This window comes from Priestia sp. P5_B4, from assembly GCF_056400385.1.
The window spans coordinates 1-15,890 of sequence record NZ_JBFULJ010000051.1 but is presented as its reverse complement, the minus strand read 5'-3'; the positions used below and the strand labels follow the sequence as shown (position 1 = coordinate 15,890).

Genomic DNA, 15,890 nt, shown 5'->3' with positions numbered 1-15,890 from the left:
ACTTAGCACCCCGCCTTTATGCGGACAGCGATTTTCAATTGCCCGTATTTTTCCGCTTGATAGCTTAAACACCGCAATTTCTTTTCCGTTTACTTTCACTGTTTTTCCTAGGCTTACCGGAAAATCATGAATCGACCCTACGCATACTTTTGTAATGTTTTTATTCACCATCTTTATTTCCCCCCAGCTTTATGATGTGACAACTGTTTCGAATAGCTCTTTTTTCGTCTTTTTGCTTTCGACGATTTCTTTCCAAGGATCACGGTACGTAGATAACGCTTCGTCCATACGCATATTCAGCTCTCTTCTCGTCTCAGCGTCATCAAGCACGGACTGAATGTGCGAAAGTCCCATGCGCTCAATCCATGCAGACGTACGCTCTAAGTAATTAGCCGTTTCTCGGTAATACTGCAAATAAGCTCCTGTGATGTCCATCAATTCTTCGTCTGTTTTTACTTTATACAATAAATCTCCGCCGCGAAGATGCGTACCTCCATTTCCGCCCACGTAAATTTCCCAGCCGCCGTCGATTCCAATAAAGCCAATATCTTTAATACCTGACTCAGCACAGCTTCTCGGACAAGCAGATACAGCCATTTTCACTTTATGAGGCGTCCATAGTCCTTCAAATTTTTTCTCAAGCGCAATTCCAACGCCCATTGAATCCTGCGTGCCAAAACGGCAAAACTGTTCGCCGACGCATGTTTTCACGGTCCGCAGCGACTTACCGTACGCGTAGCCAGAAGGCATATCTAACTCTTCCCATACGCTAGGCAAATCTTCTTTTTTAACACCAAACAAATCAAGACGCTGACCACCCGTCACTTTTACGAGCGGAATTTCATATTTATCAACAACATCTGCAATTTTTCGTAAATCTTCTGCATTTGTGACGCCTCCGTACATGCGAGGAACCACAGAATACGTCCCGTCTTTTTGAATATTTGCGTGCATGCGTTCATTCACAAATCGTGATTCGCGTTCATCAACGTATCCAGTTGGATTCACCATACCTAAATAATAGTTTAGCGCCGGACGGCATTTCGAACAGCCTTCTTCATTATTCCAGCCAAGTACATTCATCACTTCACGCGTATGCGAAAGGCCTTTTGCTTTGATTTCTTCGACAACTTCATCTCGTGAAAGAGTCGTACAGCCGCAAATCGCTTCTTTTTGAATCGCCGCGTCAAAGTCAGCGCCAAGCGTATGCTGAAGCACTTCCGCTACAAGCGGTTTACATCCTCCGCAGGAACGAGAGGCACTTGTACAAGCTTTGATTTCATCAACCGATGAGCATCCTTGTTTTTGGATAGCTTCCACAATCGTACCTTTTGTTACGCCGTTACAGCCGCAAATAATATCATCGGCGCTCATGCTTGCTACTAAGCTTTCACCCGCGTTACCGCCAGATGGCTGTAAAATCGACACTTTTGCGACATCCGATACATCTTCTTGCTTTTGAATCATTGAAAACAGTCGATTTCCGTCGCTGCTGTCTCCAAAAAGAACGGCTCCTACAATTTGATTGCCTCGCAAAACAAGCTTTTTATAAATGCCGTCTTGTTCATCGAACACTTTGATTGCTTTTTTCTCTTCATCTTCCGTGAAGTCTCCTGCGGAGAACACTTCAACACCTGATACTTTTAGCTGCGTGGATAAAACCGATCCTTCATAAGGCACTTTTTCTGCCCCGCAAATCGCTTTTGCTAATGCTTTTCCTTGTTCATACAGAGGTGCCACCAGTCCGTATACCATTCCTCTATGCTCTGCACATTCTCCAACCGCGTAGATGTTTGGAATATCCGTTTGCATATAGTCATTCACAACAATTCCTCGATTTACGTTAAGTCCCGCTTCTTTTGCAAGCTGAACGTTTGGCTTAATTCCAACGGCCATCACGACTAAATCAGCTTCTAAAAACGTCCCATCTTTAAAAGATAATCCTTCAACTCGCTCATCGCCGACGATTTCCGCCGTTTGTTTTTCAAGCAAAAACTTCATGCCTTGTTTTTCTAATTCGTTTTGAAGCAGTTTGCCGGCTGTTGGATCAAGCTGACGTTCCATTAAATACGGAGCTAAATGAATCACAGATACGTCCATCCCCAGATTTAACAGTCCGCGCGCCGCTTCTAACCCAAGCAGTCCGCCTCCAATAACCGCTGCTTTTTTATACTGCTGAGAAGCCTGCAGCATTTCATCCGTGTCTTTTATATCTCGAAAAGCCGTAACTCCTTTTTTATCAGACCCTGGAATCGGAAGAATAAAAGGAAGAGAGCCCGTTGCTAAAATCAACTCATCATACGATTCTACTCTGCCGCTGTTTGTCGCTACTTCTTTTTTCACTGAATCGATACTAGTAACCGTTTCGCCCGTATATAATGTAATATTGTTTTCTTGATACCAGTTCCAATCGTTTAACGTAATGTCTTCAACATTCGTATCTCCTTGCAGCACTTTTGATAGTAAAATACGATTATAGTTCGGATGCGGCTCACTTCCGAAAATCGTAATTTCAAACGCTTCGCTTGAAACCTTCAATACTTCTTCAATCGCTCGAACTCCAGCCATTCCATTTCCAATCAATACGAGTTTCTTTTTTTGCATCTTCCATTCCTCCCCTGGCGTCTATACCTGCTTGTTCCAAAGATATATTTTCTATGCATCTTTAAAGATATACTTAAGATATATGAATTTTCTGAATCGTTCAACTTGTGTGTTAGATTATCTAACACGGTTACGGTATGTATGCGATTCCATTGCTTTAACGACAAGCAAAAAAAATAAGTGGTCTAATTACGTTTTAATTGAGATCATCCTTTGCATTTTATTTTGTGATCTTTTTCACAACATTAATGTAGCAAGAATAAATAACCGGAGCTATGATAAAAATCACTCCTGAATGCTAATAAGCCAAAAATAAAAACTCTAAAGTTCTTTATAAAGAATTTTTTAAACAAACCGTTCTTTATAGTATTTACTATTACTCTCGTATTCTTTATAATGAATATATAGACCTTTATAAAGAACAGAACGGAGAATTAAAATGCCACTCGTAAACATAAAAAAACTTTGGACTCCTTTAGAAATCTTTGGCTTTAAGCTTTATAAGTGTAGAGATACAAAAAGCTACTACTATAAAACGAGGAAAAGTCATAATCTAATAAAATTATAGAAAACAAGCCCTATTCCTTTTGAAAGAGGGCTTGTTTTTTTATTTTCCCGTAAACCAATTCACAACGTACTCTCCCCACACTTCATTTCCCTTTTTCGTTAAATTACCGCTGTCTTTATTTATATACTCTCCTAAATGAAAGGGCCAAATAAGCGAGTGATTCATATAATATACCCAGTTTGCTTCAGAGACTCCCCTGACCGCTTCTACCCCTTCTTCATAGGACTCCGTTTGTGAAATATATGGCTGTGACGGCTGAATCATAAGAGTTTTTTTCAAGTCTTTGAGCTGATGAATCAGCTTGTCTGTATTTTCAAGCGTCTCATCTAGCGTGAGGTGCTGATAGTCATTTTTAAGAGGTGCTTCAAACAAAATAATGTTTGGCTGAAGTTGATCAATTTGATCGGCAATATGTGAGGATAAAAGCTCATCCGTTGTTTGACTGCCGTATGAAAGTATTTTAACCGTAAATACATCACTTCCATATGTAGCTGCTAGCTCTTTTTTTAACTGTTGAGGCCACCCTGCTTTCTTCGCGGATATGGCAATTACAAGAGTGAGAGGTTTTTTATTTGCGATAGATGACTGGATTTGCTTTGTGATAAAGTCTGGAAGATTTTTTGTATAAGCAGATACATCGGAAAACTGTTTTTCTTTATGTACAACAGCAGTTTTTACTTCACTTGCCTGCGCTTCCGTTTGCTCCTGCCAGTGCTGCGTCCCCGCATACATCACCGCCCCGCACAAAACAGCCGCCGCCACATTTACCCCAACCATCGCCTTCATTCAATCTCCCCTTTACAAGTTCTTCTTACAATCTCAGCAAATTGCTTTCATAAAGAAGAACTCAAAATTAGTAGCTCCTGCGAATATCCCCTCAAAGGACTCATCCGGATAGGTCTAGCAACTCTATCATCACCGCTCTTCCGTGATGGTAGAGTTGCTACATCGATATAAAAATAATTATAGATTAGTAGAATTTGGAATGGGGGACCTTTCGTACGTAAAATCTCTACAAATACACGTATACTTCGCATATTTCCTAGCGAAACGTGAAGTTTCCGGGGAAATTACGTCACGTTTCTTAAAAAGAAAACATAATGTACGTTCATTCGCACATGTGATCTTCCCCTTGTACAGTAGAGATACCGGCGGAATACAGCAAAAACGCGTTTTTGAAAAAGGAATGCCACATGCAAAAAAGCTCGTTTGATCAAATCGCTTCATCTTTTCATCCATTAATTGTGTCGATGATTAAAAAATTTCATATTTACAAAGACTACGACGAATATTATCAAATTGCGTTGATTGGTTTATGGAGAGCGTATCAAAAATTTGACGAAAGCAAAGGATCTTTTTCTGCTTATGCCTACACAACCGTGCGCGGTACGATCCTTTCTCATTTAAAAGGCACCATTTTATACGAAGAACGCGAAACACCGGCTGAGCAGAACCTGCTTTCACTAAATGAAGATCCCGCTCTTCCCGTTCCGCTAGAAAGTGAAATTATCAAGCAGCATATCGAACACTTAACGGGAAGAGAAAAAATCTATGTAATCGAACATCTGCTAGAAGGCTACTCGTATAAAGATATTGCCTGCAAATACGGAGTCTCCACGGGAGCCGTTAAAAACTGGGGGAAAGCAGCTCGCAAAAAGCTAAAGGCCTCACTTCTTAAGGAATAAAAAAGGAGGAAGCTTATGATAAGCTTCCTCCTTCCGTTCATATGTGTAGTCCAAACGATTGTTCATATGTAGGACAAGTTTGTTCCATAAATCGAACGCATTATGCCAAGACAAGCGGACTTTCTAAACAGTAATTACGAATAACAGCCGCTCTGGCCAGCTTTTTTTCTAAACTATAATAAGAAAGCTTCACTGGGATGAACGTTCCGTCTTTGAAGTGAATCAGCATAGAGGGTGAATGAACTGAAGCAAGCGTACGTGAAGTATGAACATGAGAGGCAAAAATCCAGGCGCAGCCATAGTCATTTGGCGAAGATGTTGGAAACGCAATGATGGCTTGTGAACGATTAATAACAAGCGGCGTAAGCTGTTTGTACGGAAACATTTTTCTAACGGCGGCAATGGACCCCTTAAACGTACTTAATTCTCGAATGCACGCTTCTTCTAATAATTGCTTACACGTCTTGCTTAGCATGTATTCTCCTGCTGCATCCAGCACCTTTGTGCGGTGAATAGGATCATTCACTGGAATTAATGCTTTTGTCGTCAAACCAATTTGATAATTTTCAACATTTGTCATACATCTACCCCCTTTTGCTACTTTATAACTATTCTATACTATTGAAATGAGGAAAATCTAGTCTTTTTTTCATCATTTGAAATATTTTGAATATATTTTTCATCAAAGAAAAAAGCGCTGAAACCAGCGCTTTTCTTTTAAATAAAAATGTCTAAAATAAGAACCATTGCAAACGCCGCAAACGATAGAATCGTTTCCATCACTGTCCACGTTTTTAACGTTTGAGCCACTGACATATTGAAGAATTCTTTGATTAACCAGAAGCCAGAATCATTTACGTGCGATAGCATTACAGAACCTGCGCCTGTTGCTAGTACTAACAGCTCTGGGCTTACGTTTGGCATTGTTGCTGCAATTGGTGCTACAATACCTGCTGCTGTTGTCATTGCTACTGTTGCTGAACCAACTGCTGCACGAATTAACCCTGCAATCACAAATGCAAGTACGATAGGAGAAAGATGTGCATCTTGAGCAAATCCTGCAATCGCGTCGCCTACACCGCTTGCTGTTAAAATTTTATTAAAACCGCCTCCTGCACCGATGATTAAAATGATCGAAGCAACGGGTCCAAGACATTCATTTGTGAATTTTAATAAATCATCTTTGTTGTATCCTCTTGCAAAACCGAACGAATAAAAAGCAAATACTAGCGAAATTAACAGCGCTACGATTGGACTTCCGATAAAGTTTGTTACGTAGCGAATCGTACTTGTTTCTGGATAAACGAACCCAGTAATTGTTGCTAAAAGCATTAATAGTACCGGTAGTAAAATCGTGAATAACGTAATTCCGAAACCAGGAAGATCTTTATGCTTCGACTCTGTGAACTGCTCCATGATTTCACCCGTTGGCTCGACGTGAACACGGCGTGAAATGAACGATCCGTAAATCGGACCTGCCACGGCTGCAGCTGGAAATGCCACAACTAATGAATACAAAATCGTTTTACCTAAATCTGCTTTAAAGATATCCACCGCTAGCATCGCTGCCGGATGCGGAGGTACCAAACTGTGAACAACGGCTAAACCGGCAATTAATGATAAACCGATTTTAATAAGCGACGTACCCGTATGCTTGGCAATTACAAACACAAGCGGAATTAATAACACAACACCAACTTGGAAAAAGACCGGGATACCGCAAATAACGGCTACAACCATCATTGCCCAGTGCACGTTCTTTTCACCGAATACTTTAATTAACGTGCGGGCAATACGCTCGGCTCCGCCTGACTCTGCCATCATTTTACCTAACATCGTTCCAAGACCAAGAACAATCGCGATAAATCCTAAGACGCTCGCTACTCCTTCTTGGAAAGCCGTTACGATATCAGGCAGCTTCATTCCTGAAATAAGACCCATAAACAAAGCCGCGACAATCAGCGCTACGAACGGATTTGTTTTAAATTTAGCAATTAAAAAGATAAGTCCGACAATCGATACAATTGCATACAGCAAAAGACTTGCTTCATGACTTAATCCGAATACTGAATTCATATGTTCATCCCCTTAGTGTGACCATTTTTCATGTACGTACATCCAAATAATGTATACGCTTTCAAATATTTTCTAAAGTGAACGCACATCGTACGTTCACTTCTTCCTATTTACTTAGTAATTCAACCGTTTCACGAAGCGTTGTTTTGGCTCCGACGTTTCCAGGGAAAATGATGTACGCAATGCCCGGAAACTTGCTTTCCTCTCCCGTTACCCATACCGGAATGCCGGGCTTGATTTGTCCAGCAACCGTCGCACGCTTTACGGATAAGCCGTTTACGCCAATGTCACTTGACGTAATGCCGCCTTTTGCAACGATAAAGTTTGGACGAACGCTTAAGCGGCGAACAATGCTTGTAACCGCATCTGAAATTTTTACCGATAATTTAAGCTCTTCTTCTTTTTTGCCTTCGCCAAGATCTAAGCGCTCGCGTCTTGTATACACAGCTACCGTTTGACCTTGTGAAATAAGCTTCTCTGCTTCATTGATAATACGATTCACTGCTTCTTCAAACTTTTCAGGTTTTAAGACAAGATGACAATCAAATTCAATAAATTCAATGAAGCTGCACTTCTTCAATTCTTCTAACTGCTCTGTTGTTTTTTTAACATGCGAACCAACCATAATTAATCCGCCGTTTGACGACTTTTCTTTAATGAGCTCTTCTTTTGTTAACAAATCTTTATCGCTCACGCCGCCCATTACTTTTGTTAGAGCTGCAGCGCTTCGATACATAAAGTGCTTTCCAAGCTTCATCGCGCGAAGAAGTGCAATCGTCACAACTTTCACATCGACATAATCTACTGCGTTCACGATCACTTTGTTAAAGTCTTTCACTTCCATTAACTGATTTGTGATCGTCACTAAATCAAGGGCACGAATGCTCCCGAGCGAAATATACGTCGTATGACTTGCTTTGAATTTCCCTTCTGACTTTTCTTCTACCCACTCGCCTAAATGAGACTTGCTGTAGCCAAACGTACGGTCTTTTGCAAACTCCGTTTCTCCTGCCGGCACTAAGTAGTCTTCATCTTGCACGTAGTGAATGTTATCAATGGTGAATCGTCCGCCTTCTTTAAAGAAAGGAAAGATAACTTCACCGTCAAGCACTTGATTGGAATGCTGTTCGACGGTTTTCTTTAACACTTCTGTTTCTAACGGATAGTAACCGCGAAGAGTCGAATCACCTCTGCTGATAATTAAAAACTCTTTATCTACTTCAGCCGCTACCTCTGTAATAACAGCCGCAATGTCCGCGTGGGCTTTTTCCGTTTCAGAAGCGGTGAAGCCACGTGAATTTGTTAGAATAAAAAACATTGAATTTTCTTCTAAAAATCCTTGCTTGATGCTGTCTTTGCTCCAGTCTGTGTACACGGAAATGCCATTAACGGTTTGAACACCTGTTGGATCATCATCTAGTACGATGATTTTTTGATTAAACGTCAGCAGCTCTTCGTCGAGCATTTTTTGTACAAGTGCTTCATCGACTGCTGGAATGTTTTTAAACACGTCGCTTACAAGACGTTTCTCATCTTGTTTAATCATGCTTCCACCTTCTTTTTCACTTCAACGTTTGCTAATTTTTCATAGTACTGTACAATTCCGCCGTGATCATCGCTTGCTTTTCCGTCTACTTTTAACGCGTGGAAAATTTCCACAAGCTGACTTGAAAGCGGAAGCGGTACGCCAATGTCATGAGCCGTTTCCATCACGTTTGTCATATCTTTTAAGTTAATATCAATGCGTCCGCCTGCTACAAAGTTGCGGTCTAAAATCAGCGGTACTTTTGCATCTAATACAGCGCTTCCAGCTAATCCGCCGCGAATCGCTTGATACATTTTTTCAACGTCAATGCCTGCTTTGGCTGCTAGTACAAGCGCTTCAGACATTGCTGCAATGTTTAAGTTTACAATCACTTGGTTCGCAAGCTTAGCCGTTACGCCGCTTCCGTTGTCTCCAACAAGCGTTATTTCTGCTCCCATTGCATGAAGAATAGGTGAAACGCTTTCAAAGATGTGCTCATTTCCCCCGACCATAATCGCAAGCGTGCCGTCAATTGCTTTTGGCTCTCCGCCGCTAACCGGAGCGTCTAGCATGTGAATTCCTTTTTGTGCAAGCTCAGCCGCAATTTCTTTTGATGCTACCGGTGAAATGGAACTCATATCGATGATAACGCTTCCTTCTTTGGCGCTATGAATTAACCCTTCTTCTCCAAGCACTACGCTTTTTACATGATGTGAAGCCGGAAGCATCGTGATCATCACGTCGCTGTTCACTGCAACTTCAGCAAGACTTTCTGCTCCAAATCCTCCTGCTGCTTTCACTTCTTCCACTGCTGCTTTATTAATATCGTAAACCGTTACCTCAAAACCTGCTTTTAATAAATTGAGTGTCATCGGTTTTCCCATAATTCCAAGTCCAATAAATCCAACGCGTTTTGTCATTTTCGTTTCCTCCCCTTGTTGTATACGTTTTCAAATATGTTTTAAAAAATAATGTATACGTTAAAATATTTTTTGTATACATTTCTGATAATTTTGTATACACTCATCATATTCGCATTTTATTTATTTGTCTAGCCTTTTTTTAAATGAAATTTATTTCCAAAAGCGAAACTTTCCGTCCCACCTTTTCACAAGTTATAGTATGATTTGGGTATACGCGTACAAAATGATAAAAATAAAGAGAGAAAGAGACGAGATTTCCTCGTGTCGAATGCTAGAGGTGAAGTAGAGTATGTTAAGAAATCAAGGTTCTCGTTCGTCTCATCACCCTTCTTATGAGATGATCCGAGATAAAATTTTAAACGGTGAGCTTGAAGGCGGTACAAAAATCGTCGAAGAAAAATTAGCGAGCGAGCTTGGATTCAGCCGAACGCCGATTCGTGATTCCATTAGACGCTTAGAATATGAAGGACTGATTGTTCGAAAAAAAGTGGTGTCGCCGACAGAAAAAGATCTACGCAACTTGTTTGAAGTGCGAATGCTGCTAGAAGGCTCAGCTTCTAAAGCCGCCGCGACTTTTTTGTCTGATAACGAATTAGAAGAATTAAAGGAATGCGTAGACACCGGAAGAAACGGCTCGTTTGAAGAAATTATGAGCGCAAATGAACGTTTTCACGCTATTATTGTGAACGCAAGCAACAATGACGTAATGATTAATATCATCGACCGCATGCAGTCGATCATTTACTTATTCCGTCATACGGTCGTATTTTACAACCGCCCGTTTTTAATTGACGAACATGAAGACATTTATAAAGCTATTAAAGAACGCAATGCTGAAAAAGCGGAAGCGTTAATGCAAGAGCACCTTCAAAAAGACTTAGAGTTTTGCCTGCATTTACTTCAAAGAAGACAATAAAAAAGCTGCCAATCGGCAGCTTTTTTATACGTACATCTTTTCTGTTACAGAAATATCAGCTAACTGTCCGCTGCTGTTTTTGAACACCACGTGTTTCTTTGAAAACTTCGTCGGTGAATCAATACCGGCTGCTGCGGCTAAATTAAACAATCCTTCACGTAATGACAGCACGTAGTTGCACACGCGATATGACTTTTCTTCAATAATAAGCGCTTTTTGCAGCTTTGGATCTGTTGTGGCTACGCCCACTGGACAGCGGTTATTGTGACAAACCTGCGCTTGAATACAGCCAACAGAAAACATAAAGCCTCTGGCAATATTAACGCAGTCAGCACCCAGCGATAAAGCCGTCGCAATTTTATCAGCCGTTAACAGCTTGCCCGATGCAAAAAGCTTTACTTGATCACGAACGCCATACTTTTTAAGCAGTTCATCCACAAAAGGAAGTCCTGAAAACAGCGGTACGCCCGCTCCGTCCGCTAATTCTTGAAACGATGCGCCCGTTCCGCCTTCTGCTCCGTCAATCGTAATAAAATCAGGACCGCTTCCCGTCTCTTTCATATACGCCGCCATTTCTTCAAGATCATTTGTGTTTCCGACAACCATTTTAATGCCTACTGGCTTGCCGCCCACGTCTCTAAGTTTTTCAATAAACCCAAACATTTCAGGATACGACGCGAACTCTTTAAAACGGTTTGGGCTGTCTACCGATTCTCCTGGCTTCAAGTTGCGGATGTCAGCGATTTCTTCCGTTACTTTTGAACCGTCTACGTGACCGCCTCGCGTTTTGGCCCCTTGCGCCAGCTTAATTTCAAACGCTTTGATTTGCTCCATTTCACTTTTCTTTTTAAATTCTTCCCATGAAAATTCGCCTTCTTTTGTCCGAACGCCAAAAAGCCCGGGACCAATTTGAAAAATAATATCGACGTTTCCTTTTAAATGATACGGTGACAGTCCGCCTTCTCCCGTATTCATCCACGTGCCACCTGCTCGTCCTAACCCTAGTGATAAAGCCGTAATCGCGTGGTCACCAAGCGCTCCAAAGCTCATGCCGGATTGACCGATTAATCCTTTTACAACAAACGGCTTTTTGCATGAAGGCCCTATAACGACCGCTTCTTCATCCCGCAAATAAAACGGATCCGCTTCTTTTTCTTCTCGATGCTCTCTTCGGCTGAATAAGTTATCGGCGTCCATTTTATATACTTTTGTTTTAATTTTTGGCGTATTATCCGCTTTCATTTCGTCGCGCTGCTTTGGGAACACCGCGTTTCGAATGTAGTAGCCCGGTTCGCTAAAATCACGCTCTGAGCCAAATCCCATCATCCGGTTTAGATATTTACCTGACTTAACGGTTTGTTCATATTGATTTCGAGAAAACGGCTTGCCTTCGTTATTATTTAAAAATAAATACTGACGCAGTTCAGGCCCCATTTTCTCAAAAATATAGCGCATTTTCCCGAGCAGCGGATAGTTTCTCAGAACCGAATGCTCTTCTTGTTTTTCATCTTTCATCCAAAGAATAATAGTGATAATAACAGGCACTACAATCACAAGCATCATGACCGCGCCAAAAATAAGTAAAATGATTTCAAACACTCCCATGATATCCCTCCTAAAAAGACTCTCCTATGCGGAGAGTCACTAATTAAAGCATTCTGCTTAGTCCTTTGCGAAGCGGCGGCATTTCTAGCTCATGTTCTTTGAAGAACTTTTTCATGATGTGCTTCGAATAATTGGCTGCTTGTCCGAATGAAATTTTGCCTGGAAGCGGCGGTTCATCCGCAATAACGACATCAATCACAACAGGAACATTCGAAAGCGCTGCTTTTTCAAACGCTGTTTCCAGCTCCTCGTGTTTTTCAACGCGGTAGCCAATTCCTCCGCACGATTCAGCGAACTTCGCAAAGTTCATCTCACCAAGCTGCGTTTGGTAATCCAAGTGACCTTGAATTGCTTGTTCATATTTAATCATCCCGATTTCACTGTTATTAAGGACGACTACAACAATTGGCAGCTTGTACTTCACAGCCGTCACAAAATCTTGCATGACCATCGTAAAGCCTCCGTCACCGCACACGGCTACCGATTGTTTTTCCGGATGGGCAAGCTTTCCTGCAATCGCAGCCGGGAGTCCGCAGCCCATCGTTGCCAGCCAGCTTGAAATCACAAATTTTTGATTCGTCATGCGGAAATGTCTCGCCATCCATACCGTTACGTTCCCGACATCAACAGATACAATCGCATCATCGTCAACGATTTTTTGCAGCTTAGGGATGACTTGCTGGGGCTTGATTGGCGTACTCACTTCGTTTTCTTCTTTTTCTACGTGCTTCCACCAGTTTTCCATATTAACTTGACACTCTTCTAGGAAACGGCGGTTTTCTTGATAATCTAAATTATGCGTAAGCTGTGACAGCGTCGTTTTCGAGTCTCCGACTAATCCGATCGATACAGGGTAACGTCTGCCGATTTGTGTGGCATCAGAATCCAGCTGTATTGCTTCGACTCCATCTGGTAAAAACTCACGGTATGGAAACGAAGTTCCAATCATGATCAGCAGATCAGTTTCTTCCATCGCTTCATACGCCGGCTTTGTCCCAATTTGACCGAGCTGACCTAGATTATAAGGGTGATGATCAGGCAGTATTCCTTTACCCGGAAGCGTAAAGATAATCGGCGCCGCTATTTTCTCTGCAAACTGCGCTAATTCAAGCTTGGCGTGCTTTGCACCTGTTCCTGCTAAAATAACCGGTTTTTTCGCGTATTTAATCGCTAGAAGCGCTTTAGCTACATCTTCCGGGTCACTGTGAGAAATTGATTTTGACACATTAGCAATTGGCGTTTTTTCATCAATTTTAATCGTTGAAGACGGAATATCATCTGGAATGACTAGAACCGCAACGCCTTTTTTCGCATAAGCCGTTCGAATCGCTTGCTGCAGCAGATGCGGAAACGATTCAGGTGAATCTACTCGGTGATTAAACACCGACACATCGTCAAAAACACGTTCTAAGTTCACTTCTTGAAACGATTCATTGCCAAGCTTCGCGCGAGGCACCTGTCCGGCTAACACTAGCACCGGTGCACCGTCTGCTTTAGCATCGTACAAACCGTTTAACAGATGAATCGCACCCGGCCCTCCAATTGACAGACACACGCCGATTTTACCCGTGATTTTAGCGTAAGAAGATGCCGCAAGTGCGCCTACTTCCTCGTGACGGACTTGAATAAACTCAATTTCATCTTTTTCACTTCGCAGATTGTCCATAAAATGATTGATTGAATCTCCCGGCATACCGAAAATGTGATCGATCTTCCATTCTTTTAATACCGACATAGCTGCTTTTCCAGCTGTAGTTTTTATCATATTCAGCCTTCCTTTCTTTAACTTTGTTTCTATTCCATACCACAATGAAAGAAAGACAAAACAAGGGACTTTCCCGTTTTTATGGAAAAGTCCCTTGTTTTCAGCTAAATAATTTAAATAAACTAAATTTTTTCATCGGCTCAGGGTCTAATTGATGCACCGGACGACCATCGATAATCGCTTCTGCATTTTCAATAAAAAAATAAAGTTCTGAAGCACCGTACATATCGGAAATATAATCATACGCTTTTGAAAGTGAATAGTCGTGGTAATTGCGAGCATGAACGCCAGAGGCAATCACATGGGCTAAGCGGTATTTAATAAATGTGCACGCCGCTTTTCTTTCTTTTTTTCCGTTTAAGCCAAGAATACTAGCCGCGCTTAGCTGAACGAGCACGCCTTTTTTAACAAGCTCATACAAACGCTCAGGGTAATCTCGGAAAATCGGGTGACATTCTGGTGAACGAAGAATAGGCACAATGCCTTTTGTTAGAAGATCAGACAGTATCTTTTCAAAATAAGGTGAGACATCATAGTCAGGCAGTGAAAGAAACAAATATTTATCGGTGTGATTAAGCGTAAGAAGCTGATTTCGTTCATAGTTTCGCAGAAGTTGAGGTGATAAAGGGACAAGCTGACCTGGTAGGACTTGAAGAGGAATACATGAATTCGTGAGCCATTCATTAGCTGCATTCACATAGAGAAATAAATGGTGTTTCATAAACTCTTGATCGCTATCATAAAGCGGAGTCGCCACGACGGACTGAACGCCTTGATCCGCTAAAGAGCGTGCCATCTTCAAAAAGCCGTCTACTTCCTCAGGTCCGCTATCGATATTAGGCAATATGTACGTATGAATATCAATCACTTTATTTCMCTCCCTGCGTTTTGTATAGCTCTATTCTACGACGATTTCAAGTGTGAAACTATGTATTCTTCTCGACATTTACCACCACGAACCCCGGAAAAACGCGTACTTTCCTGTCATCTACTTAACTAACAATATTTTACTATCACTCTATGTGAAAACGCAAACAAAATTTGTAAAATAACTCCAAATAATGATGAGAAAAGAAGGGATTGAAATAGGTCTTTGTATGCAAATACCCTGATTAAACAGAAGTTAATCAGGGTACAAAGGGAAAATTTAAAAGATTCCTAGGAATTTTGTTTTTTTGATGCGCTCAGGCTCTTGTTTATAAACAGCCTTCCCACTCGCAATGGCTTCAGCATTTTCCATAAAATGATAAAGCTTGCTGTTGCCATATTTTTTGGACATGGCAGAATAAGCTTTTTGCAGGCCGTACTGCTGGTAATTTTCACGATTTACGCCTGATGCAACAACGTGTGCTAATCCGTGATCAATGAACTGATAAGCTGCTTTTTTAGCTTTACTGCCGTTGCCGCCCAGCACACTTTGTGCAGACAGCTGAACGACTGCTCCATTTTTTACGAGCTTGTACAAGTGCGGAGGATTCTCTACAAATAATGAATGGCACTCAGGCTCATTCAAAACAGGCACTATTCCTTTTAACTGRAGCTCGTATGCAATATTTTCTAACACTTCAATTTCCACATCTTGCGGAATCTCTAAGAACATATATTTTTCATTTTCATTTATTGTCATCATATAATACTCTTTGTTTGATAAAATCATCTGGGTAGAGGCAACTATTTTCTGACCTGGTAAAACTCTTAACGAAATAGAAGATTTTCTTAACCATTCATTTGCAAGATCAACACTTTCTCTACAGCTGGAATCTTTTCCGTCATAAAGAGGTGCTGCTACGACTTCTGTTACTCCTTGTTTCACTAATACATTTGCCATTTCTAAAAACTCTTCTACACTTTTGGGACCACTGTTCACATTTGGCAAGATATTGGTATATATATCTATCATTTTTTTCTCCTCTTTCTATGCCTCAGATCATGGATAGTATTCCATGAGTTATATTATAGCACACTACTTTTTTTCTTTCTTCCAATATAAGTATAAATCTTCCTTTATGCTCTATTTACGTAGTGATAGACCTTTGTTTTGTAATGAAATGTCTTAGACAGTTTTTTCTTCTTGATTAAAGGAATAAATAACAATAATTTCCCAAGCTTTCATTCTAGTAAAAAGGAAATAGATGAATGAAAATATACCTATTTTACATTGACATCATTATCCTTATTCGTATATATTTTTTATATGTGTTTAAAAATAGGACAGGTTTACAC

At 41.0% G+C, this 15,890-nt stretch carries 13 protein-coding genes; 2 read left to right on the top strand and 11 right to left on the bottom strand.

The window, feature by feature from the left end:
• The 3 genes from AC1DRF_RS08120 to AC1DRF_RS08110 form a co-directional block, all read right to left on the bottom strand.
• On the bottom strand, positions 1-171 hold a 171-nt coding region (locus AC1DRF_RS08120; protein WP_477740565.1), incomplete at its 3' end, for a Rieske 2Fe-2S domain-containing protein.
• Positions 172-189: 18 nt separating this feature from the next.
• The gene (gene nirB, locus AC1DRF_RS08115; RefSeq protein ID WP_427090738.1) at positions 190-2,604 is read right to left on the bottom strand and encodes a nitrite reductase large subunit NirB; all 2,415 of its coding nucleotides are present in this window, start codon (positions 2,602-2,604) and stop codon (positions 190-192) included.
• 607 nt (positions 2,605-3,211) lie between these two features.
• Positions 3,212-3,958 (bottom strand): SGNH/GDSL hydrolase family protein, encoded by a 747-nt coding sequence (locus AC1DRF_RS08110; protein ID WP_477740564.1) that lies wholly within the window; start codon positions 3,956-3,958, stop codon positions 3,212-3,214.
• A 407-nt stretch (positions 3,959-4,365) separates the two neighbouring features.
• On the opposite strand from AC1DRF_RS08110, the gene AC1DRF_RS08105 reads away from it, so the two are divergent.
• On the top strand, positions 4,366-4,857 hold the full coding sequence (locus AC1DRF_RS08105; RefSeq protein ID WP_098333650.1) for a sigma-70 family RNA polymerase sigma factor: 492 nt from the start codon (positions 4,366-4,368) through the stop codon (positions 4,855-4,857).
• A gap of 100 nt (positions 4,858-4,957) precedes the next feature.
• Here AC1DRF_RS08105 and AC1DRF_RS08100 read toward each other — a convergent pair whose 3' ends face one another.
• From AC1DRF_RS08100 to garR, 4 genes are all read right to left on the bottom strand, one after another.
• Positions 4,958-5,437 carry a competence protein ComK gene (locus tag AC1DRF_RS08100; RefSeq protein WP_116515376.1) on the bottom strand — a complete coding sequence of 160 codons (480 nt, stop codon included), beginning with the start codon at positions 5,435-5,437 and terminating at the stop codon, positions 4,958-4,960.
• Between the two features lie 137 nt (positions 5,438-5,574).
• Positions 5,575-6,933 (bottom strand): GntT/GntP/DsdX family permease, encoded by a 1,359-nt coding sequence (locus AC1DRF_RS08095; protein ID WP_013055857.1) that lies wholly within the window; start codon positions 6,931-6,933, stop codon positions 5,575-5,577.
• 106 nt (positions 6,934-7,039) lie between these two features.
• Entirely contained in the window at positions 7,040-8,479 is a 1,440-nt protein-coding gene (locus tag AC1DRF_RS08090) for a four-carbon acid sugar kinase family protein (protein WP_477740563.1), read from the bottom strand.
• The gene (garR, locus tag AC1DRF_RS08085; RefSeq protein ID WP_028414246.1) at positions 8,476-9,378 is read right to left on the bottom strand and encodes a 2-hydroxy-3-oxopropionate reductase; all 903 of its coding nucleotides are present in this window, start codon (positions 9,376-9,378) and stop codon (positions 8,476-8,478) included. Before garR ends, AC1DRF_RS08090 begins: the two co-directional genes overlap by 4 nt.
• A gap of 292 nt (positions 9,379-9,670) precedes the next feature.
• Here garR and AC1DRF_RS08080 point away from each other — a divergent pair, with 292 nt between their 5' ends.
• The gene (locus AC1DRF_RS08080) at positions 9,671-10,297 is read left to right on the top strand and encodes a GntR family transcriptional regulator (protein ID WP_098525367.1); all 627 of its coding nucleotides are present in this window, start codon (positions 9,671-9,673) and stop codon (positions 10,295-10,297) included.
• Positions 10,298-10,321: 24 nt separating this feature from the next.
• Here AC1DRF_RS08080 and AC1DRF_RS08075 read toward each other — a convergent pair whose 3' ends face one another.
• The 4 genes from AC1DRF_RS08075 to AC1DRF_RS08060 all read right to left on the bottom strand — a co-directional run bounded on the left by AC1DRF_RS08075 (position 10,322) and on the right by AC1DRF_RS08060 (position 15,567).
• The gene (locus tag AC1DRF_RS08075) at positions 10,322-11,902 is read right to left on the bottom strand and encodes an FMN-binding glutamate synthase family protein (protein ID WP_477740562.1); all 1,581 of its coding nucleotides are present in this window, start codon (positions 11,900-11,902) and stop codon (positions 10,322-10,324) included.
• Between the two features lie 43 nt (positions 11,903-11,945).
• Positions 11,946-13,667: a pyruvate oxidase gene (locus tag AC1DRF_RS08070; RefSeq protein ID WP_477740561.1), complete on the bottom strand. Its 1,722-nt coding sequence runs from the start codon at positions 13,665-13,667 to the stop codon at positions 11,946-11,948.
• A 100-nt stretch (positions 13,668-13,767) separates the two neighbouring features.
• Positions 13,768-14,535 (bottom strand): tyrosine-protein phosphatase, encoded by a 768-nt coding sequence (locus AC1DRF_RS08065; protein WP_477740560.1) that lies wholly within the window; start codon positions 14,533-14,535, stop codon positions 13,768-13,770.
• A gap of 279 nt (positions 14,536-14,814) precedes the next feature.
• Positions 14,815-15,567, bottom strand: a complete 753-nt coding sequence (locus AC1DRF_RS08060; RefSeq protein WP_477740559.1) for a CpsB/CapC family capsule biosynthesis tyrosine phosphatase — start codon at positions 15,565-15,567, stop codon at positions 14,815-14,817.
• Positions 15,568-15,890: the final 323 nt, after the last annotated feature.

Excerpts from the sequence above, each read along its gene's own strand:
- nirB (WP_427090738.1), bottom strand. The coding sequence starts at position 2,604 with ATGCAAAAAAAGAAACTCGTATTGATTGGAAATGGAATGGCTGGAGTT.
- AC1DRF_RS08110 (WP_477740564.1), bottom strand. The coding sequence starts at position 3,958 with ATGAAGGCGATGGTTGGGGTAAATGTGGCGGCGGCTGTTTTGTGCGGG.
- AC1DRF_RS08105 (WP_098333650.1), top strand. The coding sequence starts at position 4,366 with ATGCAAAAAAGCTCGTTTGATCAAATCGCTTCATCTTTTCATCCATTA.
- AC1DRF_RS08100 (WP_116515376.1), bottom strand. The coding sequence starts at position 5,437 with ATGACAAATGTTGAAAATTATCAAATTGGTTTGACGACAAAAGCATTA.
- AC1DRF_RS08095 (WP_013055857.1), bottom strand. The coding sequence starts at position 6,933 with ATGAATTCAGTATTCGGATTAAGTCATGAAGCAAGTCTTTTGCTGTAT.
- AC1DRF_RS08090 (WP_477740563.1), bottom strand. The coding sequence starts at position 8,479 with ATGATTAAACAAGATGAGAAACGTCTTGTAAGCGACGTGTTTAAAAAC.
- garR (WP_028414246.1), bottom strand. The coding sequence starts at position 9,378 with ATGACAAAACGCGTTGGATTTATTGGACTTGGAATTATGGGAAAACCG.
- AC1DRF_RS08080 (WP_098525367.1), top strand. The coding sequence starts at position 9,671 with ATGTTAAGAAATCAAGGTTCTCGTTCGTCTCATCACCCTTCTTATGAG.
- AC1DRF_RS08075 (WP_477740562.1), bottom strand. The coding sequence starts at position 11,902 with ATGGGAGTGTTTGAAATCATTTTACTTATTTTTGGCGCGGTCATGATG.
- AC1DRF_RS08070 (WP_477740561.1), bottom strand. The coding sequence starts at position 13,667 with ATGATAAAAACTACAGCTGGAAAAGCAGCTATGTCGGTATTAAAAGAA.